Origin of the sequence: Pseudoalteromonas sp. SWXJZ10B (genome assembly GCF_015864475.1) — a bacterium.
Lineage (GTDB): Bacteria > Pseudomonadota > Gammaproteobacteria > Enterobacterales > Alteromonadaceae > Pseudoalteromonas > Pseudoalteromonas arctica.
Map to the genome: position 1 here is coordinate 44,038 of NZ_JADYXD010000026.1, position 14,796 is coordinate 58,833.

12 protein-coding genes are annotated in these 14,796 nt (G+C 39.0%); 7 read left to right on the forward strand and 5 right to left on the reverse strand.

Annotation, left to right across the window (positions count from 1 at the left end; genetic code table 11):
- Positions 1 to 10: 10 nt before the first annotated feature.
- From I6F54_RS17705 to adk, 4 genes are all read left to right on the forward strand, one after another.
- Positions 11 to 1,912: an MFS transporter gene (locus I6F54_RS17705; protein WP_197142482.1), complete on the forward strand. Its 1,902-nt coding sequence runs from the start codon at positions 11 to 13 to the stop codon at positions 1,910 to 1,912.
- Between the two features lie 4 nt (positions 1,913 to 1,916).
- On the forward strand, positions 1,917 to 2,642 hold the full coding sequence (locus I6F54_RS17710; protein ID WP_165728230.1) for an RluA family pseudouridine synthase: 726 nt from the start codon (positions 1,917 to 1,919) through the stop codon (positions 2,640 to 2,642).
- A 118-nt stretch (positions 2,643 to 2,760) separates the two neighbouring features.
- Positions 2,761 to 4,674 carry a molecular chaperone HtpG gene (gene htpG / locus I6F54_RS17715; RefSeq protein WP_007584077.1) on the forward strand — a complete coding sequence of 638 codons (1,914 nt, stop codon included), beginning with the start codon at positions 2,761 to 2,763 and terminating at the stop codon, positions 4,672 to 4,674.
- A gap of 192 nt (positions 4,675 to 4,866) precedes the next feature.
- Entirely contained in the window at positions 4,867 to 5,511 is a 645-nt protein-coding gene (gene adk, locus I6F54_RS17720) for an adenylate kinase (protein ID WP_007584076.1), read from the forward strand.
- 88 nt (positions 5,512 to 5,599) lie between these two features.
- Here adk and tpx read toward each other — a convergent pair whose 3' ends face one another.
- A complete protein-coding gene (gene tpx / locus I6F54_RS17725) occupies positions 5,600 to 6,181 on the reverse strand; it encodes a thiol peroxidase (protein ID WP_024598337.1) in 582 nt (193 codons plus the stop codon).
- Positions 6,182 to 6,414: 233 nt separating this feature from the next.
- Between tpx and I6F54_RS17730 the strand changes: the two genes are divergently transcribed.
- Together I6F54_RS17730 and I6F54_RS17735 are read left to right on the forward strand one after the other, a co-directional pair.
- Entirely contained in the window at positions 6,415 to 7,419 is a 1,005-nt protein-coding gene (locus tag I6F54_RS17730) for a response regulator (RefSeq protein WP_007584074.1), read from the forward strand.
- 3 nt (positions 7,420 to 7,422) lie between these two features.
- Positions 7,423 to 8,394 carry a sensor domain-containing diguanylate cyclase gene (locus I6F54_RS17735; RefSeq protein ID WP_024592692.1) on the forward strand — a complete coding sequence of 324 codons (972 nt, stop codon included), beginning with the start codon at positions 7,423 to 7,425 and terminating at the stop codon, positions 8,392 to 8,394.
- Positions 8,395 to 8,492: 98 nt separating this feature from the next.
- Here I6F54_RS17735 and I6F54_RS17740 read toward each other — a convergent pair whose 3' ends face one another.
- The 4 genes from I6F54_RS17740 to I6F54_RS17755 all read right to left on the reverse strand — a co-directional run bounded on the left by I6F54_RS17740 (position 8,493) and on the right by I6F54_RS17755 (position 14,056).
- Positions 8,493 to 10,007 (reverse strand): SpoVR family protein, encoded by a 1,515-nt coding sequence (locus I6F54_RS17740; RefSeq protein WP_197142485.1) that lies wholly within the window; start codon positions 10,005 to 10,007, stop codon positions 8,493 to 8,495.
- 19 nt (positions 10,008 to 10,026) lie between these two features.
- Complete coding sequence (locus tag I6F54_RS17745) at positions 10,027 to 11,310, reverse strand: YeaH/YhbH family protein (RefSeq protein WP_024605317.1); 1,284 nt, start codon at positions 11,308 to 11,310, stop codon at positions 10,027 to 10,029.
- Positions 11,311 to 11,341: 31 nt separating this feature from the next.
- The gene (locus I6F54_RS17750; RefSeq protein ID WP_165728232.1) at positions 11,342 to 13,264 is read right to left on the reverse strand and encodes a PrkA family serine protein kinase; all 1,923 of its coding nucleotides are present in this window, start codon (positions 13,262 to 13,264) and stop codon (positions 11,342 to 11,344) included.
- A 210-nt stretch (positions 13,265 to 13,474) separates the two neighbouring features.
- On the reverse strand, positions 13,475 to 14,056 hold the full coding sequence (locus I6F54_RS17755) for a superoxide dismutase (RefSeq protein ID WP_002960323.1): 582 nt from the start codon (positions 14,054 to 14,056) through the stop codon (positions 13,475 to 13,477).
- Positions 14,057 to 14,322: 266 nt separating this feature from the next.
- On the opposite strand from I6F54_RS17755, the gene I6F54_RS17760 reads away from it, so the two are divergent.
- Positions 14,323 to 14,661 carry a Grx4 family monothiol glutaredoxin gene (locus tag I6F54_RS17760; protein WP_004335359.1) on the forward strand — a complete coding sequence of 113 codons (339 nt, stop codon included), beginning with the start codon at positions 14,323 to 14,325 and terminating at the stop codon, positions 14,659 to 14,661.
- Positions 14,662 to 14,796 lie beyond the last annotated feature (135 nt).

A 14,796-nucleotide genomic window follows, 5' to 3' on the forward strand; every position in this document is an offset into this window, starting at 1 on the left:
AAGGAATACAATGAAAGATAATCAACCCTACCAAGGTACATTACTGGGTAGTAAGCGTTTTTTACCGCTTTTTATTACGCAGTTTTTCTCAGCGATTAACGATAACGTGTATAAGCAATCAGTGCTTATTTTATTGATATTCCAGGCTGCAACGCTTGCTGATGGCGCACTTTATTCAAATATTGCTGCTGGGTTATTTATCCTACCTTTCTTTTTATTTTCAGGGATGGCGGGGCAGCTAGCTGAAAAAACAGAAAAATCCAAACTAATCAGAATCGTAAAGCTATGTGAAATCCCTATTATGGTTGTAGGGGCTGTCTCTATTTTAACGCAGTATCTTTGGCTGATGTTAGCCACCGTATTTTTAATGGGCGTACAAAGTACGTTTTTTGGTCCATTAAAGTACTCTATTTTACCGCAGCACGTAGCCCCTAACGAATTAACAAAAGCGAATGGCTTGGTTGAATCAGGCACGTTTGTAGCAATTCTAATGGGTACAATCTTTGGTACTTACTATATTACTCAATCAGTAGGGCCCACAGTTATAAGTCTCGCAGTATTAGTACTGGCCGTTATGGGTTATGTGAGTAGTCGCTTTATACCCATTAGTGAGGCAAACGAGCCTAATTTAAAATTTACTTATAATATATTTTCATCCACAAAAAACGTATTTTCAGCACTTAATTCGCAAACAGAATCGGTTGGTAAATCGGTACTTGGGATCAGTTGGTTTTGGTTAATTGGTGCAATCGTTTTAACGTCACTACCGAACTATGTAAAACACACAATGGGGGGCGATGAGCTTGTAGTAACGAGTGCGCTTGTTGTGTTTTCACTGAGCATTGCCATTGGATCGTTATTGTGTGAAAAGCTTTCTCGCTCTCGTATAGAATTAGGGATTGTGCCTTTTGGCGCTATTTTAATTACCTTGTTTTTATACTTACTGAGCCAAGAGAGCGCTATTAGCGCGTATATGCCTCAAAATACTCAATCATTAACACTTGAGCAGGTATTAAAAACAGGCGATATGTTGTGGCATTTTGTATGGATGGCAGGCATTGGTATTGGCGCTGGTTTTTACACTGTACCGCTTTATGCGCTTATTCAACAGCGTACTGAAGAGTCGAGTCGTTCTCGCGTTATAGCGGCTAACAATGTATTAAATGCACTGTTTATGGTGGGCAGTGCTATTTTGAGCATTGTAACACTGTCTGTTTTTCAGTGGAGTATTTCAGAGCTGCTACTGTTACTTGCTGGGCTAAACCTGCTTATTTCTGTTTATATTTATACCAAGGTGCCTGAGTTCTTTTTACGGTTTGTTATTTATATTTTGGCTATTTGTATGTACAGAGTGCGTACAAAAGGTGAAAGTAATATTCCAGATGAAGGCGCTGCCGTTATAGTGTGTAATCACGTGAGCTTTGTCGATTGGATGTTTATTTTAGCAGCATCACCAAGGCCTATCCGATTTATGGTATTTGCCCCTATTTATTATTCGCCAGCCCTACATTGGTTATTTAAAATGGCCAAAGCTATTCCCATTAACAGTGAAAAAACCAATCCGGAAGCGTTTAAAAAAGCGTTTGACGAAGTGGCTGCTGCGCTTAATAAAGGTGAACTTGTTGGTATTTTCCCTGAAGGAAAACTAACCAGTGACGGCTCTATCGATATTTTTCGCCGTGGAATCGAGCGCATTATTGAGCGCTCACCTGTGCCTGTTATTCCTGTGCATTTAGGGGGCCTGTGGGGAAGTATGTTTAGCCGAAAAGCTAAGTGGCAACTACCACGATTAAAATGGTCTTTGGTGTCGGTTGCAGTAGGTACCCCGATTGCCGCTGACAAAGTAGTAGCAGACGATTTGCGTGAGCAAGTATTGGCTTTAAAAGCGCTTCATTCAAAAGATATTGATTAATTTAATGGCTAACTCAATATTGGATACACCAGTAGAGTCACAAATGATTGTTGATGACTTTGTAGCGCCTAAGTGCGACGGGTTTATTGAAATATTATATCAAGATGATGATATTTTACTGATCAATAAACCCAGTGGGTTATTAAGTTTGTCTGGTAAGAATCCGCTTAACTGGGACTCAGTACATTACCGTTTAGTACATGGTCAAAAAGGGTTAACAGCCGCATTTACTGAGGCTAAGTTACCGCATCGGTTAGATTTGGGTACATCGGGCATTATGATTGTTGGATTAAACGCCAAAGCATCAAAGCATCTTAATAAACAGTTTCAGGCGCGTACTATCCAAAAGCGTTATGTAGCCATGTTAGAGGGTAGCTTAGCTGTTGATGAGGGGGAAATTACTGCACCAATAGCAAAAGATAAACTGCTTTTTCCGCGAGTTAAAATTTGCCAAACGACGGGCAAAGTAGCGGTGAGTGAATACAGTGTGCTTGAGCGGCTTAAACAACCGTGCAGAACCTTAGTGCAATTTACGCCCGTTACCGGACGTACCCATCAATTACGAATACACAGCCAGTTTATAGGGCACCCAATTTTAGGCTGTGATTTATATAAAAGTGCGCAAAGTGAGTACATGGCAGGACGCTTACAATTACATGCCAGCGATTTATATTTTGAACATCCAACAACAGGTGAAAAGATTCATATTAATTGTCCGCACCCATTTTAGATAAACGAGATATTCTATTTTTTCGTTTCACCTTTTTTTGATTTTTCCCTTGAAGTTCTAACACCTCACCCCATATTAAGTGCATAACGCAGACACTTTGCAAATTGGAGATATATAAATGACTGCAGCACAAAAAGAAACATTAGGCTTTCAAACAGAAGTAAAACAATTATTAAACTTAATGATTCATTCTCTTTATTCTAATAAAGAAATATTTTTACGCGAACTTGTGTCAAACGCATCAGATGCAGCAGACAAGTTACGCTTTTTAGCGCTATCTCAAGGCGACCTTTACCAAGGTGATGCCGATTTACGTGTTCGTATTAGCGCAGATAAAGAAGCAAATACAATTACCATTTCTGATAATGGTATTGGTATGACACGTGATGAAGTAATTAGCTCATTGGGTACTATTGCAAAGTCGGGTACTGCTGAGTTTTTCAAAAACTTAACGGGTGATCAAAGTAAAGATTCACAGTTAATTGGTCAATTTGGTGTTGGTTTTTACTCAGCATTTATTGTTGCCGATTTAGTAACTGTTCGTACACGTAAAGCGGGTGAAACAACTGCTTACGAGTGGGAATCTCAAGGTGAAGGCGAATACACGCTTCAAGAAATTGAAAAAGAAGGCCGTGGTACCGACATTATTTTACATCTTCGTGATGAAGAAAAAGAATTTGCTGACGATTACCGCCTGCGCGGCATTGTTACTAAATACTCAGACCATATTTCAACACCGGTACAAATGTTTAAAGCAGAAGTACCAGAGTCTGAAGGCGAAGACGGCGAAAAAATTCCAGCAGTACCAGGTGAGTGGGAAAGTATTAACCGCGCAACTGCATTGTGGACGCGTGATAAGTCAGAGCTTTCTGATGAAGAATACAAAGAGTTTTACAAGCACGTAAGCCACGACTGGGAAGATCCACTTAGCTGGGCACATAATAAGGTTGAAGGTAAAACTGAATACACGAGCCTTTTATACATTCCTAAAAAAGCACCTTTTGATTTATGGAACCGTGAACGTCAAAGTGGCTTAAAGCTTTACGTACAACGTGTATTTGTAATGGATGATGCTGAGCAGTTCATGCCAAGCTACCTTCGCTTTGTAAAAGGTTTACTAGATTCAAACGATTTACCTCTAAACGTATCTCGCGAAATTCTACAAGACAACAAAGTAACGCAAGCTATTCGTAAAGGGTGTACATCGCGCATTATTAAAATGCTTGAGCGTATGGCTAAAAACAAAGCTGACGATTACCAAGTATTTTGGAATGAGTTTGGCCAAGTAATGAAAGAAGGCCCAGCTGAAGATGCGGCAAATAAAGAAGCCGTATGTAAGTTATTACGCTTTTCTTCTACTCATACTGATTCAGAAACGCAAGATGTGTCGCTTGAGCAATATGTTGAACGTATGAACGAAGGCCAAGACAAAATTTACTATGTAGTAGCTGATACATTTACTTCTGCGAAAAATTCTCCTCATTTAGAGATTTTCCGCAAAAAAGGGATTGAAGTATTGTTACTAAGTGACCGTGTTGACGAGTGGATGATGAGCCACTTAACTGAATTTGCTGATAAGCAACTACAGTCAATCACACGTGGTGATTTAGATTTAGGTAAGCTGGACGACGAAGAGACTAAAAAAGCACAAGAAGAGTCTGAAAAAGAGATGGCTGGCCTTGTTGAGCGTATTAAAACAGCACTAGGTGATGACGTTAAAGAAGTACGCTTTACGCACCGCTTAACAGACTCTCCAGCATGTGTTGTAAGCGACGACAACGACATGAGCTCACAAATGCAAAAGCTAATGGAATCTGTTGGTCAAGCAGCCCCTGAAGCGAAACCTGTGTTTGAGCTAAACCCAGAACACCAACTTGTTAAGCATTTAAATGACGAGCAAGACGAAGATAAGTTTTCACAGTGGTCACATGTTTTACTAGACCAAGCATTACTTGCAGAGCGCGGTACACTTAAAGATCCAACTGGATTTGTTACTCGCTTAAACAAGCTTATGCTTGAACTAAGCAAGTAGTCAGTTAGCTATTTATTTAGTTAATAAAAGTGTAAATTATATGCTTTAAATAAAAGGGAACGTATGTTCCCTTTTTTAATGCGCTGTAAATGCATCAACGACTCATCAATTAGTATAAGTTGCTTGAGTATCGGCGGCGCTTGTGGAAGAATTCAGGCTTTAAAATAAATATCCATACTAGGGGACAATAATATGCGCATTATTCTTTTGGGCGCTCCAGGTGCCGGTAAAGGTACTCAAGCTCAGTTTTTAATGGACAAATACGGTATTCCACAAATTTCTACTGGCGATATGTTACGTGCAGCAATTAAAGAAGGCACTCCATTAGGCTTAGAAGCAAAAAAAGTAATGGATGCTGGTCAACTAATTTCTGATGATATTATTATTGGTTTAGTAAAAGAACGTATTACTAAAGCGGATTGTGAGAAAGGTTTTTTACTTGATGGTTTCCCACGCACAATTCCTCAAGCCGATGCAATGAAAGAAAATGGCGTAGTGGTTGATCACGTTATTGAATTTGACGTTGCGGATGAAGTAATTGTTGAGCGTATGGGCGGACGTCGTGTTCATCCTGGTTCTGGCCGTGTTTATCACATTGTTTATAACCCGCCAAAAGTGGAAGGTAAAGACAACGAAACTGGAGATGACTTAATTGTTCGCGCTGACGATACTGAAGAAACAGTACGTAAACGTTTAGGTATTTATCACGAGCAAACTATGCCATTAGTTGATTACTACCAAGCAGAAGCTGCTGCTGGTAATACTCAATACCACAAACTAGATGGTACACAAGCTGTTGAAGCTGTAAGTTCACAACTTGGTGAGCTTTTAGGTTAATTATAAAAGCACATTAAAAAACCGCCAATTGGCGGTTTTTTGTTTTAAGGCTGTTTAGCATTGCTTAATCAGTGCTATTTAATCGGCTTTACAACGTTTTAAGTTTCTCAATTACGCTGTTGTATTCTGGTTCAGTTGAAAGGCTACTAACTAATTGTTTATAAATGACGTTATGGCTTTCATCTAAAATAAATACCGTTCGCGTTAATAAGCCCATATCTTTAATAATCAATCCGTATTTTTGGCCAAAATCGCGCCAAACAGAATCTGATAACGTAGTGATTTTATCAATATTTTCAGCTTTGCAAAAACGCTTTTGAGCAAATGGTAAATCAGCACTAATTGTTAGCATTACAACACTTGGAAATTGCGAGGCTACTTTTTCATTAAAATGCTTAGTTTGCAGGCTACAAATACCTGTATCAAGACTTGGCACTACACTTATCAATACAGCTTGGCCTTTGTAATCCTCAAGTGTCACAGGGATGAAGTTGTCATCAACTACTTTGAAATTTGGCGCGCTATCTCCAACAGAGATCCCTTTGCCTAATAAAGTGACTGGTTTGCCTTGTGCAGATACTTTTCCTATGTCTAGCGTGTTTTCTGGGTAATCGGCTGCAATAGCCACAGAGCAAAATGCGCTCAAAGCAAAGGTAAGTGAACGTAACATAAGGTATTTCCTTTTAAATTAACGCAATGGGCGTCAGTGTATTATACTGCGCTATAGTAACCAAGAGATTATACCGCCCTAATGAAGTTGGGATTAGTTCTGCAATATAAAAATTGTAACTGTGCTAAACTTTGATTAACATGAAGTTACAAAATATATCTTCAATAATAAAAATAAAAACCATCATAAAATGATTTTAATGCTCATTACTGGTTTAGAAACAGAGAGATAATATGTCAACATCGGTACTAATATGTGATGACTCAAAATTAGCTAGGCGTCAGCTAGCTCGTTCATTACCTGAAGATTGGGACATTAAAGTTGAATTTGCACTCGACGGCGTTGATTGCATAAAGCAAATAAAGTTAATTGAACCAGAAATACTTTTTCTCGATTTAAACATGCCTGAAATGGATGGGTATGAAGTATTAATCGCTATGAAAGAACAGGGGCTAAACATACTCACTGTTGTTGTCTCTGGTGATATACAGCCAAGTGCACATCAAAGAGTGCTTGAACTTGGTGCTATCGATTTTATTCAAAAACCATGTTCCCCCGAAAAACTAGCCAGCATAATTGAACACCATGGGATTAAAGATAAAGCCATGCGTGAGCGTCTCTCTCATTCGCTTGGAGAGCAAGTCGACCCTGATGTTCGGGATATATACCAAGAACTCACTAACGTTGCTATGGGACAGGCTGGGGATTTACTTGCACGTCTTCTTAATGTGTTTGTAGAGCTACCAATTCCTAATGTGAATATTTTGGAAGTTAATGAACTCGATATGGCGCTGCAGTCTATAGATAATAATGCAGCTACATCGGGTGTGTGCCAGGGCTTTATTGGCGGTGGCATTTCGGGCGAGGCGCTATTACTTTTAAATGATTCAAGCTTTAAAGAAATAGCTTCTTTGATGAATTATGACGGCGAGTTAAACGATAAAATTGAACTTGAGCTGCTTATGGATATTAGTAATATTTTGATAGGCGCTATTTTAACGGGTCTTTCAAAACAGCTCGATATGTCATTTAGCCAAGGGCACCCCATAGTACTTGGCCAACACAGAGATGTGTCTGAGCTGGTTAAATCAAACAAGTCACGTTGGCAACGCACCCTTGCTATAGAGATTAGTTACGGTATTGAAAACCATGATATAAATTGCGACCTCATGCTGTTATTTACTGAAGATTCACTTAAAACTTTGAAGTATAAAGTTGCTTACCTATTAGAAGATTAAGTTATGGCTGCAGATTTAGAAATGAATGAGATCCATTGGCTTATGGATATGTTTAATACCGTTGATGTAGGCCTTGTAGTACTTGATAGAGATTATAAGGTGTGTGTATGGAATGGTTTTATGGAAAACCATTCAGGGCTTCTACCAAGCGCAGTAAAAGATAAAGACCTATTTGATTTATTTCCAGCAATAGACGAAAAATGGTTTAGAAGTAAATCAGAATCGGTTTTTGTTTTAAAAAACCGCTCTTTTACGATTTGGGAGCAGCAGCCATACATTTTTAGGTTTAAAAATTATAGACCTATTACTGGTAAAGCTGATTACATGTATCAAAATGCGACATTTATCCCTCTTACAAATACGATGGGCGAAGTTAGCCATATTTGTATTATTTTGTATGATGTAACAGATGTCGCGGTAAATAAAAAAGAGCTTGAAGAGTTAAACAAAAAATTAGAACAAGTAAGTCAAACAGATAGCTTAACGCAGCTTGCAAACCGTGGACACTGGGAAGGTACGCTACGCCAAGAGTTTTTGAGAGTTAAGCGAAGTGGTGGCTGTAGTACATTATTAATGTTTGATATTGACCACTTTAAAAAAATAAATGATGAATATGGCCATAGCTGTGGTGATGAATCGCTTCGTCATTTATCTAACTTACTACGTACGACGCTGCGCGAAACTGATGTTGCAGGGCGCTATGGCGGTGAAGAGTTTGCAGTAACATTACTTGATACAGATAAAGAAGGCGCTTTTGTATTTGCTGAGCGTTTAAGGGTATTGATTGAAACTAACCCTGTTAAGTATAAACACTTTGAAATAACAATGACGGTAAGTATAGGGCTGGCTGGTAGCAGTAATGATTTTAAAAATCATGAGCGCTGGATAGAGGCTGCAGATAAAGCACTGTACCAGTCTAAAAATACAGGGCGAAATAAAGTAATAGCCTACGAAGATATAAAAAATGACGCTTAAGCGTCATTTTTTATATCCAGAATTTAGGGTTAAATAATACCGTGTTTTTATAACCTGCTGGGCAAACCCAATCAGTATGAAAATTTTATTGCTCTTCATTATTGTGTTGTGTGTCGAGAGTCATCTATTGGGCATTGACCAATCATTGAAACCTCACCAGAATTTGACTCTTTCTCTAGTTTTACTTTAAAGCCCCATAACCTGTAAAGATGCTTAAGTACTTCCTCGTGCGAGTTTGCTAAAGGAATGTTGTTATGAGGTACGTAGCGTAGGGTTAGTGAACGGTCACCTCTAATATCAACGTCATATACTTGAATGTTAGGCTCATGATTACTCAAGTTGTACTGCGCTGAGAGCGCTTCTCTTACAGCTTTATAGCCGTTGTCGTTATGTATTGCGCCAATTTCTAAATGGGGATTATTAGTATGATCAATAATAGTAAATAATTTAAAATCACGAATTAACTTAGGCGATAAAAACTGGCTAATAAAACTCTCATCTTTAAAGTTTTCCATTGCAAAATGCAGTGTATCTAGCCAATTACTGCCTGCATATTCAGGAAACCAGCGTTTATCTTCTTCAGTTGGGTGTTCACATATTCTGCGAATATCCACCATCATATTAAAGCCTAAAGCATATGGGTTAATGCCTGAATAATATTTACTGTTATAAGGTGGCTGATAAACTACGTTGGTATGGCTTTGTAAAAACTCTAACATGAAAGAGTCGGTGAGCTTTCCCTCATCATATAAGTGATTAAGGATGGTGTAATGCCAAAATGTTGCCCAGCCTTCGTTCATTACTTGAGTTTGTTTTTGTGGGTAAAAGTATTGCGAAATTTTACGAACAATACGTATAACTTCACGTTGCCAAGAATCGAGTAATGGGGCATTTTTTTCAATAAAATACAAAATATTTTCTTGGGGTTCAGAAGGAAAATGGCGTACTTTCTTTTTGGTTTCTTGCTGTTGCTCAGGAATAGTCCGCCATAATTCATTTACTTGCGATTGAAGGTAGTCTTCACGCTCTTGTTGGCGTTTTTGTTCTTCAAATAACGATATTTGTTGTGGACGTTTGTAGCGATCCACTCCGTAATTCATTAATGCATGACATGAGTCGAGCAGGGCTTCTACTTGTGTAATACCGTGCTTTTCTTCACAGCGGCTTATGTAGTTTTTAGCAAATACCAAGTAATCAATAATTGAGCCAGCATCGGTCCAGGTTTCAAATAAGTAATTACCTTTAAAAAATGAGTTATGTCCGTAACATGCGTGCGCCATTACAAGCGCTTGCATAGGTAAGGTATTTTCTTCCATTAAGTACGCAATACAAGGGTCTGAATTTATCACTATTTCGTAAGCAAGACCCATTTGTCCGCGCTTATAATTTTGCTCTGTTTGAATGAACTTTTTACCGTAAGACCAATGGCTGTAACCAATAGGCATGCCAACGCTTGAGTAAGCATCCATCATTTGCTCTGCGGTTATCACTTCAATTTGATTAGGGTAGGTGTCTAACCTGTAGTGAGCTGCAACACGGGCAATTTCACTTTGGTACTCATCTAATAAATCAAAGGTCCAATCTGGGCCATCACTCATTCGTTTATCATTCATAATGCTACCTCGCTTTAGGCTATGCAGAGTTTTGCTGTTGACGACCTTTTTTAAATAGCTCCCTAAAAATTGGGTAAATATCTTCAACGCTTTGAATATGCTGTATGGCGAAATTATTATGGCTGTGTGTTATAGATTCATATTCGCGCCATAGGCTTTGATGAGCACGAGTGGTTATTTCAATATAAGCAAAATAGCGTACTGCGCTTAAGAGCTTATTACGTAAAATTTCACCACACTGCGGGGTGTCGTCCGCCCAGTTGTCGCCATCAGAGGCTTGTGCGGCGTATACATTCCACTCGTTTGCGTGATAACGCTCTTTTATTATTTCGTTCATTAATTTAAGTGCGCTTGAAACAATAGTGCCGCCAGTTTCTTGAGAATAAAAAAACTCTTGCTCGTCTACTTCTTTTGCTTGTGTGTGGTGGCGAATATAAACAACTTCTATGTCTTTATAGCTGCGTGTTAAAAATTGATAGAGCAAAATATAAAACCGTTTTGCCATGTCTTTTGTTGGCTGATCCATTGAGCCTGACACATCCATAATACAAAACATCACGGCTTTGCTGGTGGGGTGAGGGCGTTTTTCGTAATTACGAAAACGTAAATCGTAGTTATCAATAAATGGAACCGACTTAATTTGCACTTTTAATGCTGCAATTTCTTTTTGTAATAAAGCAATTGCTGCTTTATCGTTATGTGGACCAGCAAGCAGCAGAGCAAGTTGTTCTTCGAGCTCTTTTAAACGGCGTTTTTTACCTGCACTCATGGCAACACGCCGTGCAAGGGAGCCTTGAAGAGAGCGGACAATGTCAATATTGCTAGGTATACCATCGCTACAAAATCCTGCGCGATGGGTTTTCATTTGCACTAGCTTATCAAGCTGGTTTTCTTGTAAGTTAGGGAGCTCTAAATCTTCAAACAGTAAATCAAGGTATTCATCTTTTGATATTGAAAATACAAACTCATCTTGTCCTTCGCCCGAATCGCTGGCGTCACCTTCACCGGCACCGCCGCTTTGTCCACCTTTAGGGCGCTCAATTTTATCACCTGTAGAAAACTGATCGTTGCCTGGGTGAATTTGTTCTCTATCCCCACCTTGCCCTTGATGAAATGTAGGTTCGCTGATATCGCGTTGTGGAATAGAAATACTCTCACCAGAGCTTGAATCGGTAACGCTGCGTTTGTTAATCGCATCTGAAACCGCTTCTTTAATTTGTTTTTTATAGCGCCTAATAAAGCGCTGGCGATTAAGCGTACTTTTATTTTTTCCGTTTAAACGCCTATCTATAAAATGCGCCATATTGACCTCCTATATACTACGACTATGAAGGTTATTGCGATTTTCTAACCCGTAAATACCACTCAGAAAGTAAGCGAACTTGTTTTTGTGTATAGCCTTTTTCGACCATACGGTTCACAAAGTCTTCGTGCTTTTGCTGATCCTCTGCAGACGTTTTAGTATTAAACGAAATAACAGGGAGTAAATCTTCGGTATTAGAGAACATTTTTTTCTCAATTACCGTGCGTAGTTTTTCGTAGCTTGTCCATAGTGGGTTTTTACCGTTGTTGTGCGCACGGGCACGCAATACAAAGTTTACTATTTCATTTCGGAAATCTTTAGGGTTAGAAATACCCGCCGGCTTTTCTATTTTTTCAAGTTCGGCATTAAGTGCCTCACGGTCAAATAGTTGTCCCGTATCAGGGTCGCGATATTCTTGGTCTTGTATCCAAAAGTCTGCATAAATAACATAACGGTCAAAAATGTTTTGTCCGTATTCTGAATACGATTCTAAATAGGCGGTTTGCAGTTCTTTGCCTATAAACTCAACATATTGCGGAATTAAATAGCCTTTTAAAAAGCTTAAATAACGCTCTTCTATTTCGCTTGAAAATTGTTCGCGCTCTATCTGTTGTTCAAGCACATAGAACAAATGCACTGGGTTTGCGGCAACCTCAGTGGTATCAAAGTTAAACACGCGGGATAAAATTTTAAACGCAAAGCGAGTAGAGAGCCCCGTCATGCCTTCATCAACACCTGCGTAATCACGGTACTCTTGATACGATTTTGCTTTAGGGTCGGTGTCTTTTAGAGTTTCGCCATCGTATACCCGCATTTTTGAATAGATACTTGAATTTTCTGGCTCTTTTAAACGTGATAGCGTCGTAAATTGCGCCAATGTTTTAAGTGTACCTGGTGCGCATGGCGCGTTGTATAGCTCGCTGTGCTCAAGTAATTTGTCGTAAATTTTAATTTCTTCAGTCACACGTAAGCAGTAAGGTACTTTTACAATATAAACACGGTCTAAAAATGCTTCGTTGTTTTTATTGTTTTTAAAAGTTTGCCACTCAGATTCATTAGAGTGAGCGAGGATCATGCCATTAAAGGGCAGAGCACTAATGCCTTCTGTGCCGTTGTAATTACCCTCTTGGGTTGCAGTAAGTAAAGGATGCAGCACTTTAATAGGTGCTTTAAACATTTCTACAAATTCCATCAGCCCTTGGTTAGCTAAACATAAAGAGCCCGAGTAGGCGTATGCATCAGGATCGTTTTGAGCAAAGTGCTCAAGTTGGCGAATATCTACTTTACCCACTAGCGCCGAAATATCTTGGTTGTTTTCATCTCCTGGTTCGGTTTTGGCAATGCATATTTGGTTTAAAATTGAGGGGTAGCGCTTAACCACTCTAAACTGGCTAATATCACCATTGAATTCTTTTAAGCGTTTGCCAGCCCAAGGGGACATAATGGTTTTTAAGTAGCGCGGTTTAATACCGTATTCTTGCTTAAGTACCTCGGCGTCCTCTATTGGGTCAAATAATGCAAGAGGATGGTCGTTTACCGGAGAGCCTTTAATTGAATAAATAGGTACTTGTTGCATTAAATATTTTAGTTTTTCAGCAATGGATGATTTACCCCCACCAACAGGTCCAAGTAAATAAAGCACTTGTTTGCATTCTTCAAGCCCTTGGGCGGCGTGTTTTAAATAAGAGACTATTTGCTCAATGGCGTCTTCCATACCATAAAAATCTGCAAAGGCAGGGTAGCGCGCAACTACTCTATTTGAAAATAATCGACTTAGTCGTGCATCCGTTGCGGTATCTACCATGTTTGGTTCGCCAATTGCCATGAGTAGGCGTTCTGGTGCGCTGGCGTAGGCAGACTTATCGGTTTTACAAATCTCAAGAAATTCAGCGATACTATATTCTTCTTCCTGTGCCGCTTCGTATCGTGCTTGGTAATGCTCAAAAATCGTCATAATAACCTCCGAAACCCGCTGTAAAAAGGTGCTTACCTTTTAAAGTCTAGTCACGAATCTGTATTTTTGTGCAATAAAATTAAAAATTTAAGTGAAAAAAGATCATGTTACTAAAAGTGTTTTATTAAATGATGAGGCGCTTGGGTGTGATAAACAAGAAACAAAAAAAGACGCCTAAGCGTCTTTTTTACATTAGCGTTTAAAGGCTAATTAAGCGAAGTTAGCGTTCGCGAATTCCCAGTTAACAAGCGACCAAAAACCTTTAAGGTAATCTGGACGAACGTTACGGTAATCAATGTAGTAAGCGTGTTCCCATAAATCCACTGTAAGGATTGGAGTAACGCCATCATCAGTTAATGGTGTAGCAGCGTTAGATGTATTAACGATGTCTAGTGAACCATCAGCAAGCTTAACTAACCACGTCCAGCTTGAACCAAAGTTATTTACTGCTTTGTCATTTAATGCATCTTTAAACGCATCAAAAGAACCCCATTTGGCGTTGATTGCATCAGCAACTGCGCCAGTAGGCTCGCCGCCGCCGTTTGGAGATAAGCTGTTCCAGTAAAAAGTATGGTTCCAGATTTGTGCTGCGTTGTTAAATACGCCGCCTTCTGATGAACATACGATCTCTTCTAGAGATTTGTTTTCAAACTCAGTACCAGGGATTAAACCATTAAGCTTAACCACGTAAGTGTTGTGGTGTTTGCCATGGTGAAACTCTAGTGTTTCTTTTGAAATATGTGGCTCAAGTGCGTCGATTGCATATGGTAGTGACGGTAGTTCAAATGCCATTTTTTTATCTCCATCTTCTTTGGTTGATAGTCCATTTGGTAATACGTAATGCCTGTTGAAACAGAGCAGTTACCTATACCAAGCGGTAATATAGTGTTACTATAATTGTTGAGTATTTTACTCAAGTTTAAGCAAACAGCAATGCTATTGCGAAAGACTATTTCAATTGCGGCTTTATTTGCCCATTTTAAGTTATATATTTGTGGTCACGATGAGTTATTTTCAAGACCTAAATATATTTAGCTATCGTTACTTTGAGGTTGTAGATGGAAACCATTGATAAAATTAAACAGCAAATTTCAGAAAACCCAATAATCCTTTTCATGAAAGGGTCACCAAAATTACCAAATTGTGGTTTTTCTTCACAAGCATCGCAAGCGTTAATGTCATGTGGTGAACCATTTGCATACGTTGATATTTTACTTAATCCAGACATTCGTGCTGAGCTTCCAGCATACGCAAATTGGCCAACATTCCCGCAATTATGGGTAGATGGCGAATTAGTTGGTGGTTGTGACATTATTATCGAAATGTTTCAACGCGGTGAATTACAGCCGTTAATTACAGAAACTGCTGCTAAATATAAAGAAGCTGACGCAGAGTAATTTATTACTCAACCTGCTATCAGGTTATTAAGCTCTTTAAACACAAAGCCACTTTTTAAGCTGTCTCTTATACACAAATCCCTGCTAAGAAATTAGCGGGGATTTTTTTGAACTAAATCTCAATGTCATGATCAG

Bases quoted from the DNA above. Each gene is read 5' to 3' on its own strand.
- I6F54_RS17705 (WP_197142482.1), top strand. From the start codon at position 11: ATGAAAGATAATCAACCCTACCAAGGTACATTACTGGGTAGTAAGCGT.
- I6F54_RS17710 (WP_165728230.1), top strand. From the start codon at position 1,917: ATGGCTAACTCAATATTGGATACACCAGTAGAGTCACAAATGATTGTT.
- htpG (WP_007584077.1), top strand. From the start codon at position 2,761: ATGACTGCAGCACAAAAAGAAACATTAGGCTTTCAAACAGAAGTAAAA.
- adk (WP_007584076.1), top strand. From the start codon at position 4,867: ATGCGCATTATTCTTTTGGGCGCTCCAGGTGCCGGTAAAGGTACTCAA.
- tpx (WP_024598337.1), bottom strand. From the start codon at position 6,181: ATGTTACGTTCACTTACCTTTGCTTTGAGCGCATTTTGCTCTGTGGCT.
- I6F54_RS17730 (WP_007584074.1), top strand. From the start codon at position 6,415: ATGTCAACATCGGTACTAATATGTGATGACTCAAAATTAGCTAGGCGT.
- I6F54_RS17735 (WP_024592692.1), top strand. From the start codon at position 7,423: ATGGCTGCAGATTTAGAAATGAATGAGATCCATTGGCTTATGGATATG.
- I6F54_RS17740 (WP_197142485.1), bottom strand. From the start codon at position 10,007: ATGAATGATAAACGAATGAGTGATGGCCCAGATTGGACCTTTGATTTA.
- I6F54_RS17745 (WP_024605317.1), bottom strand. From the start codon at position 11,310: ATGGCGCATTTTATAGATAGGCGTTTAAACGGAAAAAATAAAAGTACG.
- I6F54_RS17750 (WP_165728232.1), bottom strand. From the start codon at position 13,264: ATGACGATTTTTGAGCATTACCAAGCACGATACGAAGCGGCACAGGAA.
- I6F54_RS17755 (WP_002960323.1), bottom strand. From the start codon at position 14,056: ATGGCATTTGAACTACCGTCACTACCATATGCAATCGACGCACTTGAG.
- I6F54_RS17760 (WP_004335359.1), top strand. From the start codon at position 14,323: ATGGAAACCATTGATAAAATTAAACAGCAAATTTCAGAAAACCCAATA.